The organism is Massilia sp. Root418 (genome assembly GCF_001425265.1).
In the GTDB taxonomy this organism is placed as follows: Bacteria; Pseudomonadota; Gammaproteobacteria; order Burkholderiales; family Burkholderiaceae_D; genus Rugamonas.
The window spans coordinates 471,752-496,123 of sequence record NZ_LMEC01000022.1 but is presented as its reverse complement, the minus strand read 5'-3'; the positions used below and the strand labels follow the sequence as shown (position 1 = coordinate 496,123).

The 24,372-nt window shown below is 67.7% G+C and carries 19 protein-coding genes; 9 read left to right on the top strand and 10 right to left on the bottom strand.

The window, feature by feature from the left end; genetic code table 11:
- Positions 1–23 precede the first annotated feature (23 nt).
- The 3 genes from ASC94_RS22755 to ASC94_RS22745 are packed head-to-tail and all read right to left on the bottom strand — an operon-like array spanning position 24 to position 4,722.
- Positions 24–1,868, bottom strand: a complete 1,845-nt coding sequence (locus tag ASC94_RS22755; RefSeq protein WP_056401023.1) for an asparagine synthetase B — start codon at positions 1,866–1,868, stop codon at positions 24–26.
- The gene (locus ASC94_RS22750) at positions 1,865–3,139 is read right to left on the bottom strand and encodes a pyridoxal-dependent decarboxylase, exosortase A system-associated (protein WP_056401017.1); all 1,275 of its coding nucleotides are present in this window, start codon (positions 3,137–3,139) and stop codon (positions 1,865–1,867) included. The genes ASC94_RS22755 and ASC94_RS22750 overlap by 4 nt, the downstream gene beginning before the upstream one ends.
- The gene (locus ASC94_RS22745) at positions 3,136–4,722 is read right to left on the bottom strand and encodes an acyl-CoA ligase (AMP-forming), exosortase A system-associated (protein WP_056401014.1); all 1,587 of its coding nucleotides are present in this window, start codon (positions 4,720–4,722) and stop codon (positions 3,136–3,138) included. Before ASC94_RS22745 ends, ASC94_RS22750 begins: the two co-directional genes overlap by 4 nt.
- A 239-nt stretch (positions 4,723–4,961) precedes the next feature.
- Between ASC94_RS22745 and ASC94_RS22740 the strand changes: the two genes are divergently transcribed.
- The 9 genes from ASC94_RS22740 to ASC94_RS22700 all read left to right on the top strand — a co-directional run bounded on the left by ASC94_RS22740 (position 4,962) and on the right by ASC94_RS22700 (position 13,866).
- Entirely contained in the window at positions 4,962–6,257 is a 1,296-nt protein-coding gene (locus ASC94_RS22740) for a putative O-glycosylation ligase, exosortase A system-associated (RefSeq protein WP_056401011.1), read from the top strand.
- 1 nt (position 6,258) lies between these two features.
- Positions 6,259–7,245, top strand: coding sequence for a polysaccharide deacetylase family protein (locus tag ASC94_RS22735; RefSeq protein ID WP_056401008.1), 987 nt, complete (start codon positions 6,259–6,261; stop codon positions 7,243–7,245).
- Between the two features lie 69 nt (positions 7,246–7,314).
- Positions 7,315–8,595 carry an aminotransferase class I/II-fold pyridoxal phosphate-dependent enzyme gene (locus tag ASC94_RS22730; RefSeq protein ID WP_082616759.1) on the top strand — a complete coding sequence of 427 codons (1,281 nt, stop codon included), beginning with the start codon at positions 7,315–7,317 and terminating at the stop codon, positions 8,593–8,595.
- Positions 8,592–9,701, top strand: coding sequence for a GNAT family N-acetyltransferase (locus ASC94_RS22725; RefSeq protein ID WP_082616758.1), 1,110 nt, complete (start codon positions 8,592–8,594; stop codon positions 9,699–9,701). The genes ASC94_RS22730 and ASC94_RS22725 overlap by 4 nt, the downstream gene beginning before the upstream one ends.
- Positions 9,702–9,704: 3 nt before the next feature.
- Positions 9,705–9,953, top strand: a complete 249-nt coding sequence (locus ASC94_RS22720; protein ID WP_056401005.1) for an acyl carrier protein — start codon at positions 9,705–9,707, stop codon at positions 9,951–9,953.
- 8 nt (positions 9,954–9,961) lie between these two features.
- On the top strand, positions 9,962–10,864 hold the full coding sequence (locus ASC94_RS22715) for a hydrolase 2, exosortase A system-associated (protein ID WP_082616757.1): 903 nt from the start codon (positions 9,962–9,964) through the stop codon (positions 10,862–10,864).
- The gene (locus tag ASC94_RS22710) at positions 10,854–11,798 is read left to right on the top strand and encodes a hydrolase 1, exosortase A system-associated (protein WP_056401002.1); all 945 of its coding nucleotides are present in this window, start codon (positions 10,854–10,856) and stop codon (positions 11,796–11,798) included. Before ASC94_RS22715 ends, ASC94_RS22710 begins: the two co-directional genes overlap by 11 nt.
- Positions 11,792–13,054 (top strand): glycosyltransferase, encoded by a 1,263-nt coding sequence (locus tag ASC94_RS22705; RefSeq protein WP_229417378.1) that lies wholly within the window; start codon positions 11,792–11,794, stop codon positions 13,052–13,054. The genes ASC94_RS22710 and ASC94_RS22705 overlap by 7 nt, the downstream gene beginning before the upstream one ends.
- 11 nt (positions 13,055–13,065) lie before the next feature.
- Entirely contained in the window at positions 13,066–13,866 is an 801-nt protein-coding gene (locus ASC94_RS22700; protein WP_056400999.1) for a type IV pilus biogenesis/stability protein PilW, read from the top strand.
- Here ASC94_RS22700 and ASC94_RS22695 read toward each other — a convergent pair.
- From ASC94_RS22695 to ASC94_RS22665, 7 genes are all read right to left on the bottom strand, one after another.
- Positions 13,863–15,170, bottom strand: coding sequence for a VanZ family protein (locus ASC94_RS22695; protein WP_056400994.1), 1,308 nt, complete (start codon positions 15,168–15,170; stop codon positions 13,863–13,865). The two genes, ASC94_RS22700 and ASC94_RS22695, sit on opposite strands and share 4 nt — an antisense overlap.
- Positions 15,171–15,178: 8 nt before the next feature.
- The gene (gene prsR / locus ASC94_RS22690; RefSeq protein ID WP_056400992.1) at positions 15,179–16,534 is read right to left on the bottom strand and encodes a PEP-CTERM-box response regulator transcription factor; all 1,356 of its coding nucleotides are present in this window, start codon (positions 16,532–16,534) and stop codon (positions 15,179–15,181) included.
- A 13-nt stretch (positions 16,535–16,547) separates the two neighbouring features.
- Positions 16,548–18,641, bottom strand: coding sequence for an XrtA/PEP-CTERM system histidine kinase PrsK (gene prsK / locus ASC94_RS22685; RefSeq protein WP_056400989.1), 2,094 nt, complete (start codon positions 18,639–18,641; stop codon positions 16,548–16,550).
- 13 nt (positions 18,642–18,654) lie between these two features.
- Positions 18,655–20,058 carry a TIGR03013 family XrtA/PEP-CTERM system glycosyltransferase gene (locus ASC94_RS22680; protein WP_056400986.1) on the bottom strand — a complete coding sequence of 468 codons (1,404 nt, stop codon included), beginning with the start codon at positions 20,056–20,058 and terminating at the stop codon, positions 18,655–18,657.
- 86 nt (positions 20,059–20,144) lie between these two features.
- Positions 20,145–21,191, bottom strand: coding sequence for an SDR family oxidoreductase (locus ASC94_RS22675; RefSeq protein WP_056400975.1), 1,047 nt, complete (start codon positions 21,189–21,191; stop codon positions 20,145–20,147).
- Entirely contained in the window at positions 21,191–22,480 is a 1,290-nt protein-coding gene (locus tag ASC94_RS22670) for a nucleotide sugar dehydrogenase (RefSeq protein ID WP_056400972.1), read from the bottom strand. The genes ASC94_RS22675 and ASC94_RS22670 overlap by 1 nt, the downstream gene beginning before the upstream one ends.
- 293 nt (positions 22,481–22,773) lie before the next feature.
- Positions 22,774–24,210, bottom strand: coding sequence for a UbiA family prenyltransferase (locus tag ASC94_RS22665; protein ID WP_056400970.1), 1,437 nt, complete (start codon positions 24,208–24,210; stop codon positions 22,774–22,776).
- Between the last annotated feature and the right edge of the window lie 162 nt (positions 24,211–24,372).

Here is a 24,372-nt window from a genome sequence, read left to right as displayed (position 1 = left end):
GCTTGCTCATGCGTTCTCCACGGTCAGTGCGCGCGCTGGCGGAACCACTGCTCCAGCATCATCAGTACCCACACCATGGTGCCGTGGTAGCCGGCGTGCTCGGCCAGGTGCTGGTCCATCAGCTTGCCGATGAAGTCGGCGCGCACGATGCCGCGCCGCTTCAGGTCGCTCAAGCTGTCGGCCGCCAGCGCCTGCAGCTGCGGCGTCTGCTGCAGCCAGACGCCGAAGGGCAAGCCGAAGCCGTGCTTCTGCTTGGTGATGATCTCGTTGGGCAGGAAGTCGCGCAGCGCTTCCTTGAAGAAGTAGCGCAGCTGGGTGCCGTTCAGCTTCTGCTGCGGCGTCAGGCCGGCCGAGAAGGCCACCATCTGCTCGCTCAGGAAGGGGAACGCCACTTCCATGCCGGCCAGCTCGCAAGCCTTCATCACCTTGGGCAGATCGTTGTCGGCCAGCGTGACCTTCAAGTCCAGCGCCAGCATGCGGTTGATCAGGCTGGGTGCGTCGCTCAGGCTGTAGGTGGCGCTCAGCCCGGCCAGCGGCTGGCCGATGTCGGCGCCAGCCAGGAACTCATCGGTAAACACCTGGGTGGGACCGTAGCGCCCCAGCAGGTTGTAGGTTTCCAGGCGCGCCGGCATCGGCACCGAGGCTTGCTCGATATAGCTGCGCGCCTTGCGCAGCAGCTTGACGTGCTCGCCGCCCGGGAAGTTGAACACCGCCGGCTCCAGCAGCGCCTTGCGCAGCAGCGAGGGCACGCGCTCGTACAGCGCGAACACGTGCTGCTTGGAATAGCGCTCGTTGCCGCCGAACAGCTCGTCGCCGCCGTCGCCGCCGAACATGCGCGCCACGCCGTCGGCGCGCGCCATCCTGGCGCAGTAGAAGGCCGGCACCGCCGAGGCGTTGCCGAAGGGCTGGTCGAACACCTGCGCCATCTGCGGGATGGCGTCGGCCACGTCGGCCGGAGTCACATAGTATTCATGGTGCTCGGTGCCGAAATGGCGCGAGGCGATGCGCGCGTATTCCATTTCATCGTATCCCTGGGCCTCGAAGCCAATGGAATAGGTCTTGGCCGGCTTGCCGCCCACTTCGCACAGGATGCCGGCCAGGGTGGAGCTGTCGGTGCCGCCGGACAGGAAGGCGCCCACCGGCTGGGTGCCGCAGGCGTCGCGCACGCTGCTGCGCAGCACGTCGCGGAACTCGTCCTTGAGCTCGCTGAACGGGCGGTTGCCGTTTTCCTGGAACTGCACCCGCCAGTAGGTCTGGGTTTCAACCCGGCCCTGGCGGTAGCGCAGGTAAGTGCCCGGCAGCAGCCGCTGCTGGCCCTGGTATACCGTGCCCGGCGCCGGCACCATGTGGAAGTACACATAGTTGTACAAGCCTTGCGGGTCGAGCTTGGCGGGCGTCTGCGGATGGCGCACCAGGCTGTCGGCCGAGGAGCCGAACACCAGCGTCTCGCCGGCCAGCTGCCAGGCCAGCGGATGCGTGCCCATGCGGTCGATGGCCAGCAGCGCCTCGCCGGCGCGCTCGTCCAGCACGGCCAGCGCGAAGGCGCCTACCAGGCCGTTGCACAGCGCCTCGGCGCCCTGCTTCCACAGCGCCAGCAGGGCCGCGCCCATGCCTTCGGCCACGGCCTGCTCGCGGCGCGCGGCGTCGCGCAGCTGCACGTCACCCCACAGCGCGATCGACACGCCGTCGCGCTGCAGGCTGTGGGCGCAATCGACGCCCGCCGCCACCGCCAGCGCGCTGGCATTGCCCGCCAGCGCGTACACGGCGCTGCCGTCGAAGCGCGCCAGCGGCGCCGCCATCGCCTCGATCAGGGCACGGTTTTCCGCCGCACCGTGGCCATGGCCCATCCAACCGCACACACCGCTCATACCCTGTCTCCAACGTTATTCGCTACTGCATCACTGCCCACCAGTACTTCCACTGCGCCGGGGTGGCTGAGGAAAGCGCCCGGGCTGGCTGTCAGGCCGTAGGCGCCCGACTGGAACACCACGGCCAGGTCGCCCGGGCCGGCCTCGGCCAGCTCCATCTGGTCGGCCAGCAAGTCCAGCGGCGTGCACAGCGGCCCCACCACCGAGGCCGTCTCGCGCGCGCCGCCGCGCACCTTGTTGCCGATGACGACGGGATAATTCTTGCGGATCACCTGGCCGAAGTTGCCCGAGGCCGACAGGTGGTGGTGCAGGCCGCCGTCCGTGACCAGGTAGACCTGGCCGCGCGAAATCTTGCGCTCGATCACCTTGCTGACATAGACCCCCGCCTCGCCCACCAGGTAGCGACCCAGCTCGATGACGATGTGCGCCTCCGGCAGCGCGCGCTTGACGTCGGGCAGCAGGCGCTTGAGGTTCTCGCCCACCGCCGCCAGGTCCAGCCGGCCTTCGCCAGGGAAATACGGAATGCCGAAGCCGCCGCCGATGTTGAGCATGCGCAGCGGGCGCGGCGCGTGCCCGGCCAGGCGCAGCGCCAGCGCGAAGGTTTTCTCGTGCGCTTCCTGGATCGCTTCGGCCTTCAGGTTTTGCGAGCCGCTGAAGATGTGGAAACCGTGGAAATCCAGCGCCAGCTGGCCCAGGCGCGCCAGCAGGGCCGGCACCTGTTCGGCATCCACGCCGAACTGCTTGGGGCCGCCGCCCATCTTCATGCCGGACGATTTCAGCTCGAAGTCCGGATTCACGCGCACCGCCACTTGCGGACGCACGCCCAGCCGTTCGCCGATGGCGGCAATGCGCTCCATCTCGCCGGCCGACTCCATGTTCAGCACGATGCCGGCGGCCACCGCGCAGGCCAGGTCGGCGTCGCTCTTGCCGGGGCCGGCGAAGCTGATGTTGAGCGGGTTCATGGTGGTGTCCAGCGCCACCCGCAGCTCGCCGCCGGAAGCGACGTCGATGCCGTCCACCAGGCCCGCCATGTGCTGCACCACGGCCGGCATGGGATTGGCCTTCATGGCGTAGTGCAGCTCGATTTCCGGCGGCAGGTGGCGCCGCAGCTCGGCCACGCGGGCCGTCATGGCGGCGCGGTCGTAGGCGTAGAACGGGGTCTGGCCGACGCGCGCGGCCAGCCGGGTCAGGGGCATGCCGCCGATCTGCAGGCAGTCGTCGACGATGGGAAATTGCACCAGGGGCGCATGCTGCGGGCGCACTGCGCTCATTGAGTGTTCTCCGTAAAACAGTGTTCGTATTGCAGGCTGAGCAGCTTGCGGTCTATCTTGCCGTTCGGGTTGCGCGGCAGGCTGGCCTCGGCCATGATGATCTTCTGCGGCAGCATATAGGCCGGCAGGTGGGGCTTGCAGGCGGCCAGCAGTTCGGCGGCCGTCAATTCCATGCCCGGCTTGCACAGCGCCACCAGCACGATGGCCTGGCCCAGCGCCGGGTGCGACACGCCCAGCGCGGCCGCCTCGGCCACCTGCTCGCGCGCATAAATGACTTCCTCCACTTCGCTCGGGCTGACCCGGTAGCCGGAGGTCTTGATCATTTCGTCATTGCGGCTGATGAAGTAGAGATAGCCTTCCTCGTCCTTGCGCACGGTGTCGCCCGACCACACGGCCATCTCGCCCAGCACGATGCCGGACTCGGCCCTGAAGGGCTTGAAGCGTTCCGCGGTCTTGACCGGGTCGTTCCAGTAGCCCAGCGACACCAGCGCGCCGCGGTGCACCAGCTCGCCCGGTTCGTGCGGATCGCACTCCGTGCCGTCGGGACGCAGCACCATCACTTCGGCGTTGGGGATGGCCTTGCCCATGGAATCGGGGCGCAGGTCCACCTGGTCCGGCGGCAGATAGGTGGAGCGGAACGCCTCGGTCAGGCCATACATCAGGAAGGGCCGGGCGTTCGGCAAGGCCTTCCTCAGCGCCTCCAGGGTGGGGCGCTGCATGGCGCCGCCGGAATTGGTGAGGTAGCGCAGGGTGCAGTCGGCCGGCCAGTCCAGGCCGGCGATCTGTATCCACAGCGGCGGCACCGCCGCCAGGCCGGTGATGCGCTCGGCCAGCACGGCCTTGAGGATGTCGCGCGGCAGCAGGTGGTTGATCAGCACGGCCGTGGCGCCCACGCGGAAGGCGGTGCTCAGCTGGCTCAGGCCGTAGTCGAAGGACAGCGGCAGCACGGCCAGCAGGCGGTCGGCGGCCGTGTTTTCCAGGTAAGTCGAGACGCTGACGGCGCCGGCCACCATGTTGCGGTGCGACAAAACAACACCTTTCGGCTTGCCGGTGCTGCCCGAGGTGTACAGGATGGCGGCCATGTCGGTGTCGATCGCGCGGTGCGGCGCGGTGCCCGGCGGCGCCGCGGTGGCGCTGTCCCAGCCCAGCACGGACACGCCGGCCACCGCGGGCAGTTCCTGCCCGTTGGGGTTGACGGCAAACACCATGCGCAGGTCCGGGCACAGGGCCAGGCTGGGCGCGATCAGGCGCAGGCGGTCGGCCGAGGTCACCAGGATGCGCACATTGCAGTCGGCCATGATGTAGGCCACCTGCTCGGGCTTGAGCAGCGGATTGACCGGCACGAACACGCCGCCGGCGGCAGCCGCGCCGAACATGGCGGCCACGTTCTCGACGTTCTTTTCCATGTAGACGGCGACCCGCTCGCCCCGTCCCAGGCCGGCCGCCAGCAGTGCGTCGGCGGCGCCGCGCACGGCCCGCGCCAGCGCCGCGTAGTCGAGCCGGCGCTGGCCGTACACCAGGGCTTCGGCAGCCGGCGTGCGCGCCGCGCTGGCGAAAATGAATTCGTGGATCAGGTCGCTCATGATTCTCGGCAAGTTATTTGAATTAGCAATGTGACACAATGCAGCATGGTACGCGCGGCCCCCCGCGCTGTCTATCGCCGGGTCTGCAACAAACCGGCACCGATCTGTGGCAAAAAGCTTTCCCAGACGGATTAAAATAGCCGGGGCCGGGTTATACTACGGCGATATATAAATGGAAACAAGCAATTGCAGTATTACAACAGTATTTGCTTGATAATGCCACCCCTACTGGATGCTGCATGAGAGATATCGTCATCACGCTGATTGTGTTCGCCTCGCTGCCCTACACTTTCAAGAAACCCTACATCGGGGCGCTGATGTGGATCTGGATCAGCGTCATGAACCCGCACCGCCTGAGCTGGGGCTTCGCCTACGACTTCCCGTTCGCCGCCATCATCGCCGGCACCACCATGCTGGCCCTGCTGGTGGCGCCCGGTCCGAAACGCCCGCCCGCCTCGCCCGCGGTGCCGGTGCTGATCATGTTTACCCTGTGGATGTGCATCAGCACCATCTTCGCCATCCACCCCGGCGAGTCCAGCGTGATGCTGCAGCGTGTGCTGAAGATCATGCTGATGAACCTGGTAGTCATGATGCTGATACGCAACAAGGAGCAATTGCACCTGATGCTGTGGACCCTGGCCGGCTCGCTGGCCTACTACGGCGTCAAGGGCGGCGTGTTTACCGTCGTGACCGGCGGCAGCTTCCGGGTCTGGGGGCCCGAGGGCAGCTTTATCTACGGCAATAACGAGGTGGCGCTGGCCTTCGTGGTGATTATCCCCATCCTGTACTACCTGCATCTGATTTCCGTCAGGAAATGGCTGAAATACGGCCTGCTGGGCGCCATCGGCCTGTGCGCCCTGGCCTCGCTGGGCTCCTATTCGCGCGGGGCGCTGCTGGCCCTGGTCGGCATGTGCGGCTTCATGTGGCTGAAAAGCCCGAAAAAGGCGGCGCTGGGCATCGGCCTGGCGCTTATGCTGCCGCTGCTGATCATGTTCATGCCGGCCCAGTGGACAGAGCGCATGGACACCATCGACAACTACCAGGAGGACGGCTCGGCCATGGGCCGCATCAACGCCTGGCAAATGGCCACCAACCTGGCGCTGGACCGTCCCTTCACCGGCGGCGGCTTTGAAATCTACGACGCCTATGTGTTCGGACGTTACGCGCCGGTGCCTAACGACGTGCACGCCGCCCACAGCATTTACTTCCAGTGCCTGGGCGAGCACGGCTTCATCGGCCTGGGGCTGTACCTGGCGCTGATCATCATCTGCTGGCGCCGCGCCGGCTGGATCATCAAGCAGACCGCCAAGCGCGCCGACCTGAAGTGGGCCAGCCAGCTGGCGGCCATGATACAGGTCAGCATGATAGGCTTCGGGGTCGGCGGCGCCTTCCTCAGCCTGCTGTACTTCGACGTTCCCTATTACCTGATGGGCGCACTGCTGGTGACCGGCCAGATCGTGCAGGACGCCTTGCAGCAGCCGGCCGCCGCCGGCGCAGCCGGCCTTCCGGCCCAACCCACCGCCAAACAGGCTTGAAATGAGTGCAACCACCCACCTGGCCGCCCTGGCGCGCCGCTCCCTGCTGCGCCTTGGCGCGCTGGGCCGCGCGCGCCGCAGCCTGAGCATCCTGATCTACCACCGTGTGCTGCCGCGCCCCGATCCCCTGTTCCCGGACGAGGTGGACGCGGCGCGCTTCGACCAGCAGATGGCCTGGCTCAAGCAAGGCTTTTGCGTGATGCCGCTGGCCGAGGCGGCGCGCCGCCTACGCGAGGGCACGCTGCCGCCGCGCGCGGCCTGCGTCACCTTCGACGACGGCTACGCCGACAACGCCGAGATCGCGCTGCCCATCCTGCAGCGCCACGGCCTGACGGCCACCTTCTTTGTCGCCACCGGCTTCCTGAACGGCGGGCGCATGTGGAACGACACCGTCATCGAACTGGTGCGGGGCGCGCCCGGCCCGCGCCTGGAGCTCGACGCGCTGGGCTACGGCAGCCACGCCATCGGCAGCGCCGGCGAACGCACGGCCGCCATCCACGCCCTGCTGGGCCAGCTGAAATACCTGGAGCCGGACGCGCGCCTGGAGGCGGTGGACCAGCTGCGCCGCCACCTCGGCCTGGCCCTACCGGACGACTTGATGATGAACACCGGACAGCTGCGCCGGCTGCACGCGGCCGGCATGGAAATCGGCGCGCACACGGTGCACCACCCCATCCTGGCCAGCATGGACGAGCACGGCGCGCGGCAGGAAATCGCGCGCGGCAAAGCCGTGCTGGAAGACATGACGGGCGCCCCGGTGCGCCTGTTCGCCTACCCCAACGGCAAGCCAGGGCGCGACTACCACGCGGCCCACGTGGCGCTGGCGCGCGAGCTGGGCTTCGAGGCGGCCGTGTGCACCTCGTGGGGCGCGGCCGGCCCAGGCGCCGACCTGTTCCAGCTGCCGCGCTTCACGCCATGGGACCGCAAACCGCTTGGCTTCACCCTGCGCCTGCTGCACAATCTGTACCGGCCGGGCCAGACAGTGTGATTGTGCAAATTTGTTGCAACAGTTATACTACCTGATGCATTAATTGAAACAAACCGGAGATTCCCGCAGATGGCCCAGACAGCAGACCTCGCCCAGCAGCGTGCCCCCGCCCCGGGTGGCCAGCCGCCTGCGCCGTCCACCCCGCCGGCCGGGCACCCGCCAGCGTTGCCCAATTACCCGCGCGCGCGCATCCCCACCAAGCCGGTGCTGTCGCGCGCCTCGTTCCGCCGGGCGGCCGGCCACACCCCCTCCATCCTGGACACGCGCGAAGCGCGCCTGGTCACCAGCGGCCGGGTGGCCATCGCGCTGGCGCTGCGCCAGATGGGCGTGGGCCCGGGCGACCGCGTGCTGGTGCCGTCCTACCACTGCGCCTCCATGATCGAGCCGGTGGTGTGGCTGGGCGCCACGCCGGTGTTCTACCGCATCCACGCCGACACCCAGGTCAACCTGGAAGACGTGGCGGCCAAGCTGGCCGGCGCCAAGGTGCTGCTGGCCACCAATTACTTCGGCTTCCCGCAAAACCTGACGGCGCTGCGCGCCTTCTGCGACCAGCACGGCCTGATGCTGCTGGAAGACTGCGCACACTGCTTCCTGGGCGAGCACAACGGCCAGCCGGTGGGCTCCTTCGGCGACTACGCCATCGCCAGCACCATGAAGTTCTTCCCCATTTACGAGGGCGGCTGCCTGGTGTCGGCGCGCCACTCGCTGGCGCCGGTGCGGCTCGAGGCCGGCGGCTTCAAGTTCGAGGCCAAGATGGCCGTCAACGCGCTGGAGGATGGTTTCGAGTACCAGCGCCTGCGCACCGTGCAGCGCCTGCTGGCGCTGCCGCTGGGCCTGAAGAATTTCCTGCTGGGCCAGCTCAAGCGGCGCAGCCACGGCGCGCCGGCCGCCATGGCGCCGCGCTCGTCCGAAGGCGGCTTCGGCTTCGACCCGGCCTGGCTGCACAAGCGCGGTTCGCTGTTCTCGCGCATGATGCTGCGGCTGGTCTCGCGCAGCCGCATGGGCGCGCTGCGCCGCCGCCACTACCAGCGCCTGCAGGACGCGCTGGCCGGCCTGCCCGGCTGCCGCCCGCTGCACGCGGCGCTGCCGGAGCGGGTCTACCCCTGGGTCTTCCCGCTGTACGTGGACCTGCCCGAAACGGTGTTCGCCTCGCTCAAGAATGACGGCGTGCCCATTGTGCGTTTTGCCGAATACCTGTGGCAGGGCGTGGACGCCACCGTCTGCAGCGCCAGCGTGGACCTGTCCCGCCATGTGCTGCAGTTCCCTTGCCACCAAGAACTACAGGAACAGGAACTCGACTGGATGATAGACAAGATCAAGGCCGCCTTGCTGGCGGCGCGCGCGCCATGAGCTGGACCCTGCTGCCGGCCAGCCAGTTTGCCGACCATGCCGCCCGCTGGCGCGACCTCAATAAGGCCAGCGTCAACTCGCCCCTGCTCGAACCAGCTTTCGTGCAGCCGCTGCTGACCGAATTCGGCGACGGCGGCGAATGGCTGGCGGTGTGCGAGCGCGGCGGGCGCACCGTGGCCATGGCGCTGCTCAAGAAGAGCCAGCAAGGCGCCTGGCAAACCTTCCAGCCCTCCCAGCAGCCGCTGGGCATGTGGCTGCACCTGCCCGACCAGACCCTGCCCGAGCTGATGGACAGCCTGCTGCGCAGCCTGCCCGGCATGCCGCTGGTGCTGGGCCTGACCCAGTTCGATTCCTGGCTGCATCCACGCCCGGCCGACGGCGCCCAGCTGCGCACGGCCGACTACATCAGCACGGCGCGCATCACCATTGCCGGCACCTTCGACGAATACTGGGCCGCGCGCGGCAAGAACCTGCGCGCCAACCTGAAAAAGCAGCGCGCCAAGCTGGCCAAGGAAGGCATCACGGCGCGCATGGACGTGCTGCGCGCGCCGGCCGACATGGCGCAGGCGGTGGCCGACTACGGCGTGCTAGAAAGCGCCGGCTGGAAAGCCGAGCTGGGCACCGCCATCCATCCGGACAATGCGCAGGGCCGCTTCTACCGCAGCATGCTGGAGAACTTCGCCCAGCGCGGCGAGGCCAGCGTGTACCGCTACTTCTTCGACGAGCGCCTGGTGGCCATGAACCTCTGCATCGAGGGCGGCGGCGCCAAGATCGTGCTGAAGACCACCTACGACGAAAGCCTGAGCAGCCAGTATTCGCCGGCTTTCCTGATGCGCGAGGACACCTGCCACGTGCTGTTCGAGGAACGCCTGTTCGAGCGCCTGGAGTTCTACGGCAAGGTGATGGAATGGCACCTGCGGTGGACTGACGAGGTGCGCAGCATGTACCATATCACCCACTACCGGTGGCCGGCCCTGAAAAGCCTGCACACCCTGGTCAAAAACCTCAAGGGCGGACGCGCGCCGGCGCAGCCCGCAGCGCAGCCAACGGCACAGCCGGGGGCGCAGCCCGTTCCCGCCCGCCATACCGAACCATCCACGGAGTAAGCAATGTATCTGCAAGAAGTGAAGAATATCCTGGCCGACGTCCTGAGCCTGGGCGCCGCCGCCGACGCGCTGACCCCGCAGTCGGCCCTGCTGGGCGCCATCCCGGAACTCGATTCGATGGCTGTGGTCCAGCTGATCGCCGCCATGGAAGAGCAGTTCGGCTTCAGCGTGGACGACGACGAGATCGACGCCGCCACCTTCGCCAGCGTCGGCAGCCTGACGGCGTTTGTCGAGCGCAAACTGACCGCATGAACTGAACAATGAGTCTGTTTTCCCCTGCCGCGCACGCCCAGCCCTTCTTCCTGAAGGCCGCTGCGGGGGAGCGCTACTGCCTGTTCCACCCGGCCGTGGGCGCCTGCCGCGGCGGGCTGGTGTACGTCCCGCCGTTCGGCGAGGAAATGAATAAATCGCGCCGCATGGCCGCGCTGCAGGCGCGCGCGCTGGCTGCGCAAGGCATTGCGGTGCTGCAGATCGACCTGTACGGCACCGGCGAGAGCAGCGGCGATTTCGTCGACGCGCGCTGGGCGCTGTGGCTGGCCGACGTGGCGCTGGGCTGCCAGTGGCTGTCGGCCCGCCTCGGCCGGCCGGTGGGCCTGTGGGGCCTGCGCCTGGGCGCCCTGCTGGCGCTCGACTATGCGCGCCAGCACCAGGCGCTGGGCGCGCCGGCGCCGCAGCGCATGCTGCTGTGGCAACCGGTGCACAGCGGCAGCGCCTACCTGACCCAGTTCCTGCGCCTGCGCATGGCCAGCGACATGCTGGGCGGCGACGGCCAGAAGTCCGGCACCAGCGCGCTGCGCGAGCAGCTGCGCGCCGGCGAGGCGCTGGAAGTGGCCGGCTACGAGCTGGCCCCGGAGCTGGCCGACGCGCTGGACGCGGTGGACCTGGCGAAAATAGCGCCGCCGCCCTGCCCGCTGCACTGGCTGGACGTGGTGGCAGCCGAAGGCCGGCCGCTCACGCCGGCCTCGGCCAGGCTGGTGACGGCCTGGCAGGCGCAAGGCGCCGCGCTGCACGCGCAGACCGTGGCCGGCCCCGCATTCTGGGGCACGCAGGAGATCGCCACCTGTCCAGCGCTGCTGGCAGCGAGCAGCGCCCTGTTCGGCGAACCGGCCGGCGCCGGCAATGCCGCCGTCAGCAACGGCAGCGAGGCCTCCCATGCAGTTTGAAGAACGCGCACTGAGTTTCGACTGCGGCGGCGACTGCCTGTTCGGCGTGGCCAGCGTGCCGGCCCAGCCGGCCGAACGCGGCGTGGTGGTGGTGGTGGGCGGCCCGCAGTACCGGGGCGGCAGCCACCGCCAATTCACCCTGCTGGCGCGCCACCTGGCCGCGCAAGGCATTGCCGTGCTGCGCTTCGACTACCGCGGCATGGGCGACGCCGAGGGCGAGCAGCGCGACTTTGAAATGGTGCAGGACGACCTGCGCTGCGCCATCGACTGCTTCCAGGCCGCCGTGCCGGCCGTGCGCGAAGTGGTGCTGTGGGGCTTGTGCGACGGCGCCTCGGCCGCCCTGTTCTACGCCGCGCACGACGCGCGGGTGCAGGGCGTGGTGCTGCTCAACCCCTGGGTGCGCACCGAGGGCGGGCTGGCCAAGGCCACGCTGAAGCACTATTACCGCGACCGCCTGCTGCAGCCCGAACTGTGGAAGAAAATCTTCACCGGGCAGTTTAACTACGGCGCCGCGCTGCGCTCCTTCACCGGCCTGCTGGGCGCGGCCTCCGGCAAGGCGGCCGACCCTGCCAGCCCGGCCGCCGCGGCGGCGCCGGCTGCCGAACCTGCGGCGCCGGCTGCCACAGCCCCCCCGGCCAGCGTGAGCGCCGCACCGGTGCCGCGCATCGCCGACCCAGACCTGCCGCCACTGCCCGGCCGCATGCACGACAGCCTGGCCGCCTTCCAGGGCAAGGTGCTGCTCATCCTGAGCGGCGCCGACCTGACGGCGCAGGAATTCCGCGACGCGGTGAAGGCCTCGCGTCCCTGGCAGAAGCTGCTGGCTGCGCCGCGCGTAACACAACAGGAACTGGCGCAAGCCGACCACACTTTCTCGCGCCGTGCCTGGCGCGACCAAGTAGCAGACTGGACCGGAGAATGGATGCGTTCATGGTAAACAAACGCGTGCTGATGATCGCCTACCACTACCCGCCCATGCGGGGCAGCAGCGGCATCCAGCGCACCCTGAAGTTTTCGCAATACCTGCCGCAGTCGGGCTGGGGCCCGGTCATGCTGTCGGCCCATCCGCGCGCCTACGCCAATCCGGGCGACGACCAGATGGGCGACATCCCGGCCAGCGTGCCGGTCACGCGCGCGTTCGCGCTCGACACCGCGCGCCACCTGGCCGTCGGCGGGCGCTATGCCGGCTTCATGGCGCTGCCGGACCGCTGGGCCAGCTGGTGCCTGGGCGCCATCCCGGCCGGCTGGCGCCTGATCCGCCAGCACCGCCCCGCCGTGATCTGGTCGACCTATCCGATCGCCAGCGCGCACCTGATCGGCCTGGTGCTGCGGCGCCTGACCGGCCTGCCCTGGGTGGCCGACCTGCGCGACCCGATGACCGACGTCAGCTACCCGTCCGACCCGCGCACGCGCCGGGTGTTCCAGTGGATAGAACGCAAGACCATCGAGCACTGCACGGTGGCCGTGTGCACCACGCCGGGCGCCATCAAGACCTACGAGACGCGCTTCCCGGAGATTCCGCGCGACCGTTTCCGCCTGATCGAGAACGCCTACGACGAGGAAAACTTCGCCGACGCCGAACGCGACGGCGCGGCACCGGCGCCGGGCGCGCACGGCGGCCCGCTGACCCTGGTGCACAGCGGCATCATCTACCCGTCCGAGCGCGACCCGGTGCCGCTGTTCCAGGCCCTGGCCGCGCTGCAGCAGCGCGGCGCCGTCAGCGGCGCCACCCTGCGCGTGGTGCTGCGCGCCACGGCGCACGACGAGTACCTGGCCGGCCTGATCGCCGAGCACGGCATCGGCGACATCGTGCAGCTGGCACCGCACGTGCCCTACCGCACCGCGCTGGCCGAAATGCTGAACGCGGACGGCTTGCTGATCCTGCAAGCCACCAATTGCAACCACCAGGTGCCGGCCAAGCTGTACGAGTACCTGCGCGCGCGGCGCCCCATCCTGGCGCTGACCGACAGCGACGGTGACACTGCCGCCACACTGCGCCAGGCCGGGGTCGACAGCATCGCCCCGCTGGACCGGAAAGATGCGATCATCGAGGCACTGCCGCGTTTTCTGGAGCAGGTCCGCCAGGGCACCGCGCCGCTGGCGCCGGCCGCCGTGATCGCCGCCCATTCGCGGCGCGCGCGTACCGAGCAGCTGGCGCAGTTGCTGGACCAGGTTGCGGCACATCACGCATGATGGAGAAAGACATGAAGAAGCACACCCCAACCCGTGCCAAACTGTTGGCGGCCCTGCTGGCGGCGGCCGCTTTGGCCATGCTGGCCCAGCCAGCGCAAGCACGCAAAAAGGAGCCGTACTGCGGCAACCTGGACAACGCCTACGGTCCTTACGATTACCGCAAGGGCGCCGGCGAACTGGCGTTCAACCTGCGCCTGGTAGAGAGCGCCCACTTCACGGCCGACGTGGAGAACGGTATCAAGGGCCGCAGCAGCACGCTGAGCGGCGATATCGACTACACCCTGCGCGCCTTCCCCAACCATGCGCTGGCGCTGGGCACGGTGATCCGGGTCGCGTCGCGCGACAAGAAGAGCCTGTTCCTGCCCGGCGGCACGCGCCCGGTGGAATGCTATTTCGACCGCGCTGTGCGCTTCGCGCCGGACGATGCGTCCACCCACACGCTGTATGGCAGCTATCTGCTGTCGGTGGGTCGCGACGCCGAAGCGCTGCCGCGCTACCTGACCGCCGCCGAGCTGGATCCAGACAACCCGAGCACGAACTACAACCTGGGCCTAGTCTATTTCAAGAACAAGGACATGGTGAACGCCAACAGGTACGCGCAGAAAGCCTACGCGCTGGGCTTCCCGCTGCCGGGCTTGAAGAACATGCTGGTACAGGCCGGCAAATGGGACGTGTCGGCCGCGCCGCCGGAAACGGCGGCCAAGAAAAAAGGCGAGGAAGCTGAGGAGGACAAGGCGGCCGCCAGCGAGGGCGCAGCGCAGGAGGGCACGGCTCAGCTGCCCCAGCAGCCGGCCCCGGCCAAAACCAACTAAGCGGCCGCTCCGGCCGGAGGCGGGTGCGCCAGCACCCATTCCTCCACCAGCCACGGCGCGGCCCAGCCGGCACAGGCCAGCATCACTTGCGTGATGTCGGCCGAGCGCCCCGGCACGTAGAGCTGCGCCCACTCCATGGCAAACATGCCAAGCGCCACCGCCGCGCCACCCAAGGCCGCGATGGCGTGGTGGCGCGCGGGCGGCGACACTTGCCGCGCCAGCCAGGCCATGCCCATGAAGGGCCACAGGAATTCCAGGATGTTGGTAAAGCCCTGCAGGCTGCGCATGTGGCCGCGGAACGGCACCCAGTTGAAGCCGCCGCCGCGCCAGCCGCCGTGCGCCGGCGACAGCTCGCCGGCCACCATGGCCAGGGCCAGCAGTGCAATGGCTGCGCAGGCGGCCCGCAGCGCCGGATCGGACTGCCCCGCCGGCAGCCCGCATGCCGGATGCCCATATGCCGGCTGGCCGTACGTCGGCTGCCCATTTGCGAGCTGCCCGGATGCCGGCCTGCCCAGCGCGGCCAGCAGCAACGTCAGCAGCGGCCAGGACAGCGCCGCGCCGGCCACCTCCTCCAGCCGCAGCGTATGGCCGTCAATCAGCAGCTGGCAGGCCAGCACGGCCAGCACCAGGACCCCGTACAGCCGCCACCAGGGCTTGCCCGGCTTGATCAGCGCGCGCAGCAGCAGGGCCAGCGCGGTGAAATTACACGCCAAGGACAACAGCATGGCCAGGCTGAACGGCATCATGCCGCGCAACTGGAAGTAGGCCGGCGCCAGCGCCTGCTTCCAGCGCCACAATCCGAACACGGGCATCAGCGGGCTGGTCTGCGCCAGCAGCCACAGCGCCACCACCACCAGGCCGGTGTTGGCGATGGCGCCGCGCGCGAACCAGCCGTCGCGCCAGCCTTGCAGGCGGGCGCCGCTGTGTGTGTCGCGCCGCAGCAGGCCGGCCAGCAACGCGCCGCACAGGGTGCCCAGCAGGTTCATGGCCACGTCGGCCGCCGACGACACCCGGGCCGGCAGCCACAGCTGCACGATCTCGGCGCTCACGCTGAACAGGGTGCCGGCCGCCACCGCCAGCGGCAGCGCGGTCCAATAGCGGTGGCGGCGCGACCACCACACCGCCAGCAGCAGGCCGAAGGGCATGTAGACCAGCACGTTCTGCACCAGGTCGACCTTGCCCAGGTAGGCGGCGCCCGGGTGCAGCAGGAAATCAAACAGCGGCTCGGTGCGGGGCGCCCACTGGAAGGGATACAGGCTGCCGTAGAACAGCAGGAAGGCGTAGACGACAACTGCCTGGCGCATGGCGCCGGTCAGGAGCCGGATTTGATGGCGTGGCGGCTCATCAGGTCGTACAGGGTGGGCCGGCTCACGCCCAGCAGCTCGGAGGCCTTGACGATGTTGCCGTCCACCCGCGCCAGCACCTTGACGATGGCCTTGTATTCGGCCTCGTCGCGCACCTGGCGCAGGTTCAGCGGCTCTTCCGGCAGCAGTGCGCCGGACAGGCCCAGGTCCTCGGCCACGATGTGCGGCCCGTCGGCCATGATGACGGCGCGCTTGATGCAGTTTTCCATCTCGCGCACATTGCCCGGCCAAGGATAGGCCTCGATCACGTTCATGGCTTCCTGGCTGAAGTGCAGCGCGGGGCGCGACTCGGCAGCGCAGAACTTGTTCTTGAAGTGGTGCGCCAGCAGCGCCGCGTCGCCCACGCGGTTGCGCAGCGGCGGGATGGTGACCACGATTTCCGACAGGCGGTAGTACAAGTCCTCGCGGAAGCGGCCGGCCGTGGCCAGTTCCTTCAGGTTCTGGTGCGTGGCGCAGACGATGCGCACGTCGACCGGGATTTCCTCGTGGCCGCCGATGCGCTCGATCACGCGCTCCTGCAGGAAGCGCAGCAGCTTGGCCTGCAGCGCCATCGGCAGGTCGCCCACCTCGTCGAGGAAGAAGGTGCCGCCGTGCGCCAGCTCGACCTTGCCCTTGGTCTGCTTGGCCGCGCCCGTGAAGGCGCCCTTCTCGTAGCCGAACAGCTCCGATTCCAGCAGGTTTTCCGGGATGGCCGCGCAGTTGATGGCCATGAAGCGCTCTTTCGAGCGCGGGCTGAGCTGGTGCAGCGCGCGCGCCAGCACTTCCTTGCCGGTGCCGCTCTCGCCCAGCAGCATCACCGAGGCCGAGGTGGGCGCCACTTTTTCGATGCTGCGGCAGATCTTCTGCAGGCCGGCGTCGCGGCTGATCACGCCGGCCAGCGGCGAATCGGCCTGGGCCTGCTGCATGCGGCGGTTTTCGCGCTGCAGCGCGTGCAGGTAGAAGGCGCGCTGGACCACCAGGCCCAGCAGGTCGGGGTCGGCCGGCTTCTGGTGGAAGTCGTAGGCGCCCAGGCCGATGGCGGCCACGGCGTGCGCATGGTCCTGGTTGCCGGTCAGCACCACCACCTTGGTTTCCGGCGCCAGCGCCAGGATCTGCTGCAGGGTGGCCAGGCCTTCGGTGGCGCCATCCGGGTCGGGGGGCAGGCCCAGGTCGGTGATCACCACTTCGGGCTCGTGGCGGCGCACTTGCGCCAGCGCCGCCTCGCGGTCGCCCGCCACCAGCACTTCATAGGCGTCGAAGCTCCAGCGCAGCTGCTTTTGCAGCCCGGGGTCGTCTTCGATGATCAACAGCTTGGATTTGCTCACAATATTCCTTTTCTCAGGCCGCGCGTTCCACGGACATCGCGTCCTGGTTGTACAGCGGCAGGGTGACCTGGAAGGTCGTGCCCTGCTGCGGGCGGCTGCTCACTTCCAGCGTGCCGCCCAGCTCATGGATGTATTCCCGGCTCTCGAACGCGCCTATGCCCATGCCGGCCGGCTTGGTCGACTCGAACGGCTTGTACAGCCGGTCGCGGATGAATTCCTCCGTCATGCCGGCGCCGCTGTCGCTGATTTCCACCAGCACGGCGCCGCCGGTGACGCTACCGAGCCGGCGCAGGGCGATGGTGACTTGCCCGTCGCGCGGCGTGGCCTCGATCGCGTTCTGGATCAAGTGCCCCAGCACCCGCTCCAGGCGCTCCCAGTCGGCCAGCACGCGCAGGCCGGGCGTTTCCACCCGCAATTGCGGACGCGGTTCGAACGCTGCCTTCAAGGATACGGCCTGTTGCAACAGTTGGTCAATAAACAATGGTGCGGGACGGGCCGGCGCATCGTTGCGGCTCAGCTTTTGCAGCATCAGCTTCATCTTCTGCACCGAATGGGTGACCGTGTCCAGCATGTCCTGCTGGAATTCGGGGTTGTTGCGGTGCTTGTGCGCGTTGGGGATCAGCAGCGACAGCTGGGCCACCAGGTTTTTCAGGTCGTGCACCACGAAGGTCGACATGCGGTTGAACGATTCAAACTGGCGCGCCACCATCAGCGCCATGGCGGCCTCCTGCTGGGCCAGGTAGCTGGCGGCCTGGCTGCAGGCAATCTTGAGCAGGTCGATCACTTCCCAGTTCAGCTGGATGGCGCTGCGCGGCAGCTGCAGCAGCATGAAGCCGGACAGCCGGCCCTGCATGATCAGCGGCAGCACCAGCCACACGCGCGGGAACTGGCGCACCCAGTCCGGGATGGCGATGTCATCGTACAGGCTGGGGCTGCGCTCGTATTCCTGCATGTCGATCACCCAGTTCTTGCTCTCCAGGAACTGGCACAAGGCCGAGTCGGCCGGCTCGGCTTCGCTCACCAGCGGCATATGCCACTGCGCCACCGGCTCGCACAGGCCGGACTCGCGCCGCAGCCACAGCGCCCCGCCCGGGCTTTCCACCAGGCCGGCCACGGCCTGGATGGCGCGCTCGGCCAGGTTGGGGCCGTCCGCCGACAGCATGCGGGTAAAGCCCATCCATTCTTCGCGGTAGTCGTAGTTGTAGCTGTAGAAATGCTTGCTGATGAAAACCTTGAGCCAGGCCCGGAATGCGCCCGAGAACAGCACCCCGGCCAGCAGCACCGTGGCGCCGAACAGGAAGGCCACCTGCATCACCGAGCCCCAGCTGCCGCCGAAGAAGCGCAGGTAGTAGCCGGCCGAACTCATCACCAGCAGATAGGCCGCCGAGCCGGCCAGCGCGGCCGAGTGGAACAGCACCCGGCGCGACACCGACAGCTCGGACGACCAGGCCTTGCTGCGCGAGACGGCCAGTGCGATCAGCGGCATGGTCAGCGCCTGCACGAAGCCGCGCGCGGCCCAGATGTCCGGGTTGAGCTGGCGGAACAGCATGGTGTCGCTGTACAGGTAGAAATCGTAGGCGTACATGCCGCCTATGCCCAGGCAGGCGTACTTGAGCGCCCAGCGCTCCTGCAGCGGCTTGTTGCGGTACAGCTGCTCGACCAGGATCATGCCCAGCACGGCCGCGCCGGCGCGCAGCATCACCACTGGCAGCATGCCGCCCACCCGGGCCAGCAGGCCCGGGGCCCAGTTGGCCAAGGTCTCGGCCGCCAGCAGCAGCGCGTAAAAGCCGGCCACCAGGCGCAGCAGACGGTTATGGCGCAGCAACTGCCAGCCGGCGCCGCGCTGGAAAAAGCCCAGCAGGAACAGCAGAAAGACCGACCAGGCGGCGTTGCGGACAATGTCGAGCGCGTCGTTCCACTCCGACGGCTGGGTGGCGTAGGCCGCTTCCCAGGCGTTCAGGGCGGCCCACAGCGTCGTGGCCAGCGCGGCCGCCGCCAGCGCGGGCGCGTGCGCGCGGCCGCGCCACACGCTCAGCTGCAGCACCAGCAGCACGGCGAAGGCCGCTGCCGCCGCGCCGTAGCTGAAGACGGCGACACTGCTCAGCATCGCGGCACCGCCATCAGCGGCCGCTGCCGAACAACACCACCTTGAGGGTATCGATCAGCACCAGCAAGTCGAGGAACAGGCTGTTGTTTTTCACGTAGTAGAGGTCGTACTGCAGCTTTTGCACCGCGTCCTCCACCGAGGCGCCATAGCCATAGCGCACCTGGGCCCAGCCGGTGATGCCGGGCTTGATGCTGTGGCGCACGTTGTAATACGGGATGTCGGCGCTGAGCTGCTCGACGAAATACGGCCGCTCCGGGCGCGGGCCGACAAAGCTCATCTCGCCTTTGAACACGTTCCACAGCTGCGGCAGCTCGTCGACCCGCAGCTTGCGGATGATGCCGCCCACGCGCGTGACGCGCGGGTCGTTCTGCGCCGCCCACTGCGGCTTGCCGCCTTTTTCCGCGTCCGTGCCCATGCTGCGGAACTTGAGCACCTTGAAGCTGCGCCCGCCCTTGCCGACCCGCTCCTGGCTGTAGATCAGCGCGCCGCCGTCCTCCAGCTTGATGCACAGGGCGGTAAACACCATGACCGGCAGCGCCAGCAGCAGGATCACGATGGAGACGATGATGTCGAAGGTGCGCTTCATGAAGGTGCGGATGAAACTCTGGTCGAAGCCGCCGCCGAAGACCAGCCAGCTCGGCTGCAGCGATTCGACCCGGATCTGGCAGGTTTCGCGCTCGAAGAAGGTGGCCGCGTCAGTCACCTTGACGCCGAACAGCTTGCATTCCAGCAATTCGCGGATAGGGAAGGTGCCGCCGCGCCGGTTCTGCACCGACACCACGATTTCGCGCACATTGTATTTCTGCGCCAGCGCCACCAGCGACATGCCGGGCTCCATGGCCAGCACCGAGTTGGCGGCCACGCGCGACTCCTCTTCCGGCATGGCCACGTAGCCGGCCACGTCGTACTTGTGGTAGCTGTTCGAATGCAGGGCAAGGTCGCCGCACTCCTTGGCCAGCGCGCCATTGCCCAGGAAAATGATGCGCGACTCCAGGAAACGGAACTTGGAGCTGGTGAAGAAGATGGCGCGCGCCATCAGGATGCCGCCGGCCGCGATGGCGAACACCAGCAACAGGATGCCGCGGCCGAAATACAGGTCCGGCGCCACGTAGAACACCAGCGTCAGGATGCCGAAGCCCATGGCGAAGGACGGCACCAGCTGCAGGAAGAAGGGATTGCGCAAGCCTTCGCTGAAATTGAGCTGGTACATGCCCAGCGCGCTCATGGAAAACACGATGGCGGCGGTAAACACGCAGGCCGACAGCAGGAAATGGTCGAGCCGGGGCAGCAGGAAGTCGTCGCCGTCGAAGTAGCGGATGGCCGAGCCGGCGTAGAACGCGCCGATCAAAATCAGGATCTCCACGAACAGCAGGCTGAACGCGACCTTGGACACGTAGTGATTGGCTATTTTTAACATGTTGTTGTTCCTTCCCCAGTGCGTACGCTTCGCGGCGATGGATGACGGGGTGGGCCGTACGCAGGCCGCCGCCGTTCTGTTTGTACTTACCTGGCTGTCAGGCTGCCGACATACCAATCCATCGCTACGGCCAAGCCTTCATCGATACGGTGCGTGGGCGCATAGCCAAGCAGCTGCGCCGCCTTGCCGATGTCCGCCTGCGAATGGCGCACATCGCCGGCCCGGAAGCCGGCATATTGCGGCCGGTGCTGGTCCAGATGCGGGCAGCGTTCCCGCAGCAGGGCCACCATCATGCCGTACAGCTGATTCAAACTGGTGCGCTGGTTCAGCGCCACGTTGTAGACCTGGTTGGCCGCGCCCGGCGCGGCGGCGGTGGCGGCCAGCACATTGGCTTGCACCACATTGTCGATAAAGCAGAAATCGCGGCTGGTTTCGCCGTCGCCGTTGATGAACACGGGCTCGTTGCGGATCAGCGCCGCCACCCACTGCGGGATCACCGCGGCGTAGGCGCCGTGCGGGTCCTGGCGCGGGCCGAACACATTGAAGTAGCGCAGGCCCACCGTCTCGGTGCCGTAGCAGCGCGCGAACACGCCGGCGTACAGCTCGTTGACATATTTGGTGACCGCGTAGGGCGACAACGGATTGCCGATACGCTCCTCGATCTTGGGCAGGTCCGGGTGGTCGCCGTAGGTGGAGCTGGAGGCGGCGTACACAAAGCGCTTGACCTGGGCGTCGCGCGCGGCGGCCAGCATGTTCAGGAAACCGGTAATGTTGACGTCGTTGGTGGTCTGCGGGTCGGCGATCGAGCGCGACACCGAGCCGAGCGCAGCCTGGTGCAGCACGTAGTCGGCTCCTTCGCAGGCCGCGGCGCAGTCGGCCGGCACGCGGATGTCGCCGCGGAAGAAGCGGAAGCGCTGCCAGGCTGCGTCGCCGACCGCGTCGCGCACCTGGTCCAGGTTGTGCTGGTGGCCGGTGGCAAAATTGTCCAGCCCGGTTACCCGCTGGCCCAGCTTGAGCAGCGCCTCGACCAGGTTGGAGCCGATGAAGCCGGCCGCGCCGGTCACCAGCCAGTGGCGCGGCTGGTCGCGCAGCTGCTGCTGCCGCTCCAGGTAGGCCGCCGGCGCACCACCCATCACAGCCTCCACACCGCGTGGCCCGCCGCGCTGATGGGCGCCAGGTCGAAGGCCGACTTGACGTCGATGAAGCAGCCCAGCGGGGTCAGCTTGGCGCACAGCTCGCCGTGCGGGATGGCCAGCAGTTCGGCGTGCGGCACGGCCGCCACGATGGCGTCGGCGCGCGGCAAGTCTTCCCAGCGCACCAGTTCCACGCCGTATTCGTGCAGCGCCTCGTCGGCCTCGGCCACCGGGTCGTGCACGTGCACTTCCACGCCGTAGCTCTGCAGCTCGGCAATGATGTCGGCCACCTTGGAGTTGCGCAGGTCGGGGCAGTTTTCCTTGAATGTCAGGCCGATCACGTTGACGCGCGAGCCCTTCACGTGGCAGCCGGCGGCTATCATGGTCTTGACGGTTTTCTCGGCCACGAACTTGGCCATGCCGTCATTGATGCGGCGCCCGGCCAGGATCACCTGCGGGTGGTAGCCCACCATGTCGGCCTTGTGGGTCAGGTAATAGGGGTCCACGCCGATGCAGTGGCCGCCCACCAGGCCCGGGCGGAAGGGCAGGAAATTCCACTTGGTGCCGGCCGCCTGCAGCACTTCCAGGGTGTCGATGCCGATCTTGTCGAAGATCAGCGCCAGCTCGTTCATCAGCGCAATGTTCAAGTCGCGCTGGGTATTTTCGATCACCTTGGCAGCCTCGGCCACCTTGACGCTGGAGGCGCGGTACACGCCGGCGGTGATCACGGATTCATACAGCGCGGCCACCTCGTCCAGGGTGGCGGCGTCGTCGCCGGACACCACCTTCAGGATGGTGGTCAGGGTGTGCAGCTTGTCGCCCGGATTGATGCGCTCGGGCGAGTAGCCGATATGGAAATCCTGCTTCCACGTCAGGCCGGACTCGCGCTCCAGGATGGGCACGCAGACCTCTTCGGTGGCGCCCGGGTACACGGTGGACTCGAACACCACGATGGCGCCTTTTTTCATATGGCGGCCGACCGTGGCGCTGGCGCCTGCCAGCGGCGAGAAATCGGGATTGTGGGCGTTGTCGACCGGGGTGGGCACGGCCACCACGATGTAGTCGGCATCGGCCAGCGCGGCCGGATCGGTGGTCACGCGCAGCTGGGCGGCGGCGCGCAGCTCGTCCGGCGCAACTTCGCCGGTGGGATCGCAATGGCGCCGGTAGCTGTCGATTTTGCGTTCGGACAAGTCGAACCCGATGGTGGGCCGCTTCTTGCCGAACTCCACTGCCAGCGGCAAACCGACATAGCCCAGACCGACAACCGCAACTACCTTGGCATTGTTCATTTCAAACCCATACAGAAATAAAATATCTTGCTAAACATTAACAAGTTCGTGGTGCGGCGCGCGGGTCAGGCGGGGCGGGCATCCATTTTAGCGCTACTGCGCGGCCATGGATCATGCCGCCGCTGATGCAGCCTGAACTGTTGGACCTGCGCCACACAGTTCCAACCGGGAACCAACAACGGGGAAACGGGCGCGAACCGTGTACTAGAATACAATGATTGTTGTAATTTTCATAGCGCTACTTTGGCATGATAGCATCCGTTCGGCTATTCCAACAGGAAATAATTTTGGCGCTACAGGGACAGGAAGCGGGCCGCCAGCGCCAGCGCCACGATGGCCAGGATGGCAGTGCGGCTGCCGCCGTCGCGGATGGCGTAGACCACCGGATCGTCGTGCATTTCGCCACGCGAGGTCTTGATCCAGAGCCGGCCCAGCCAGTAAATCATGCCGAAGGCGGCCAGCCACAGCAGGTCCGGGGTGTGGTAGCGCGCCTGCGTTTCCGGCGCGCTGATGAACAGGCCCAGCACCACCACCGCGCTGAGCGCCGCGCCCACGCCCAGCGGCCACAGCACCACCAGGTCGTCGACCCGGTAGTCGCGCCCGCGGGTGGCCGTACGGCCGTCCTGCTGCAGCAGCACCAGCTCGGAACAGCGCTTGATGAGCGCCAGGCTGAGGAAGACGAACACCGAGAAGGCCAGCAGCCAGGAGCTGGCCGTGATGCCGGTGGCCACCGCGCCGGCGTGGATGCGCAGGGTATACAGCAGCGACAGCATCAGCACGTCGACCAGCATGTATTCCTTGAGGACCCAGCTGTAGGCGCTGGTGAGCAGCAGGTACAGCAGCAGCACCAGCAAAAATCCCTTGGACACCAGCGCGGCCAGCACCAGCGCCACGGCCAGCGCGCCGCCCGCCACCAGCAGGCCCTGCAGGATGGGCAGCTGCGCGCTGGCAAAGGGCCGCAGCTTCTTGCGCGGATGGGCGCGGTCCGATTCCAGGTCCCACAGGTCGTTCACCACGTAGGTGGCCGAGGCTGCCAGCGAGAACGCCACGAAAGCCAGCGCCAAATGGCCCAGCTTGGCCAGGTCGAGGAAGGAGAAGGCGGCAAACAGCGGCACGAACAGCAGCAGGTTCTTCAGCCACTGGTGGGCGCGCAGCGCACGCAGCCACACTTTCAGCGAGCGGCTGTGGCCGTTGAACTCGCGCTCGACCGGCACCGGTCCGCCGCGCACGATGCCGCTGGTGCGCGCGCTGGCGCCCACCAGGATGGCGCCGCGCGCGCCCTGCCACACGGGCAGGTCGGCGCGGCTGTCGCCGGCGTAGACGAAGTCCGCGCCCACTTCGCGCTGGATCATGCTGAGCTTGGCCGCGCCCTTCAGGTTGTCGCCGGCGCCGGTGGCCAGCACCTGGTCGAACAGGCCGAGGTGGCCGGCCACCTCGTCGGCGATGCTGCTGTGGGCGGCCGTGGCCAGCACGATGCGGCGCCCGCGCGCTTTTTCCGCGCGCAGGTATTCCAGCAGCGGCTGGTGGTAAGGCAGGCTGTGCGCCGTCACGCCGCAGCGCTCGGCAATCGCGCGCTTGAAACCGGCGCGCCCGGACAGAAGCCAGAACGGCATGCGCAGCAAGGCCGCCGGCGAGCGCCGGATCAGCTTGATGCCGGACTCGACCAGCGTATCGGTCGGCGTCAGCGTGCCGTCCAGGTCGACGACCAACGGGTGGTTTGCTTGTTCCATCAGGATTCCCTGCGCGTATCGTAATTTGTCATTATATTAAAAGATGGCTTGCCAGTCCTACTGCTCGATGTCGCTATTTAACAAACCGCAAAGCGGCTGTTCTGTGTTCTAATACACAACATCAGTTAATCCATTTGCATTATCTTGCCTTTTTACCCTATG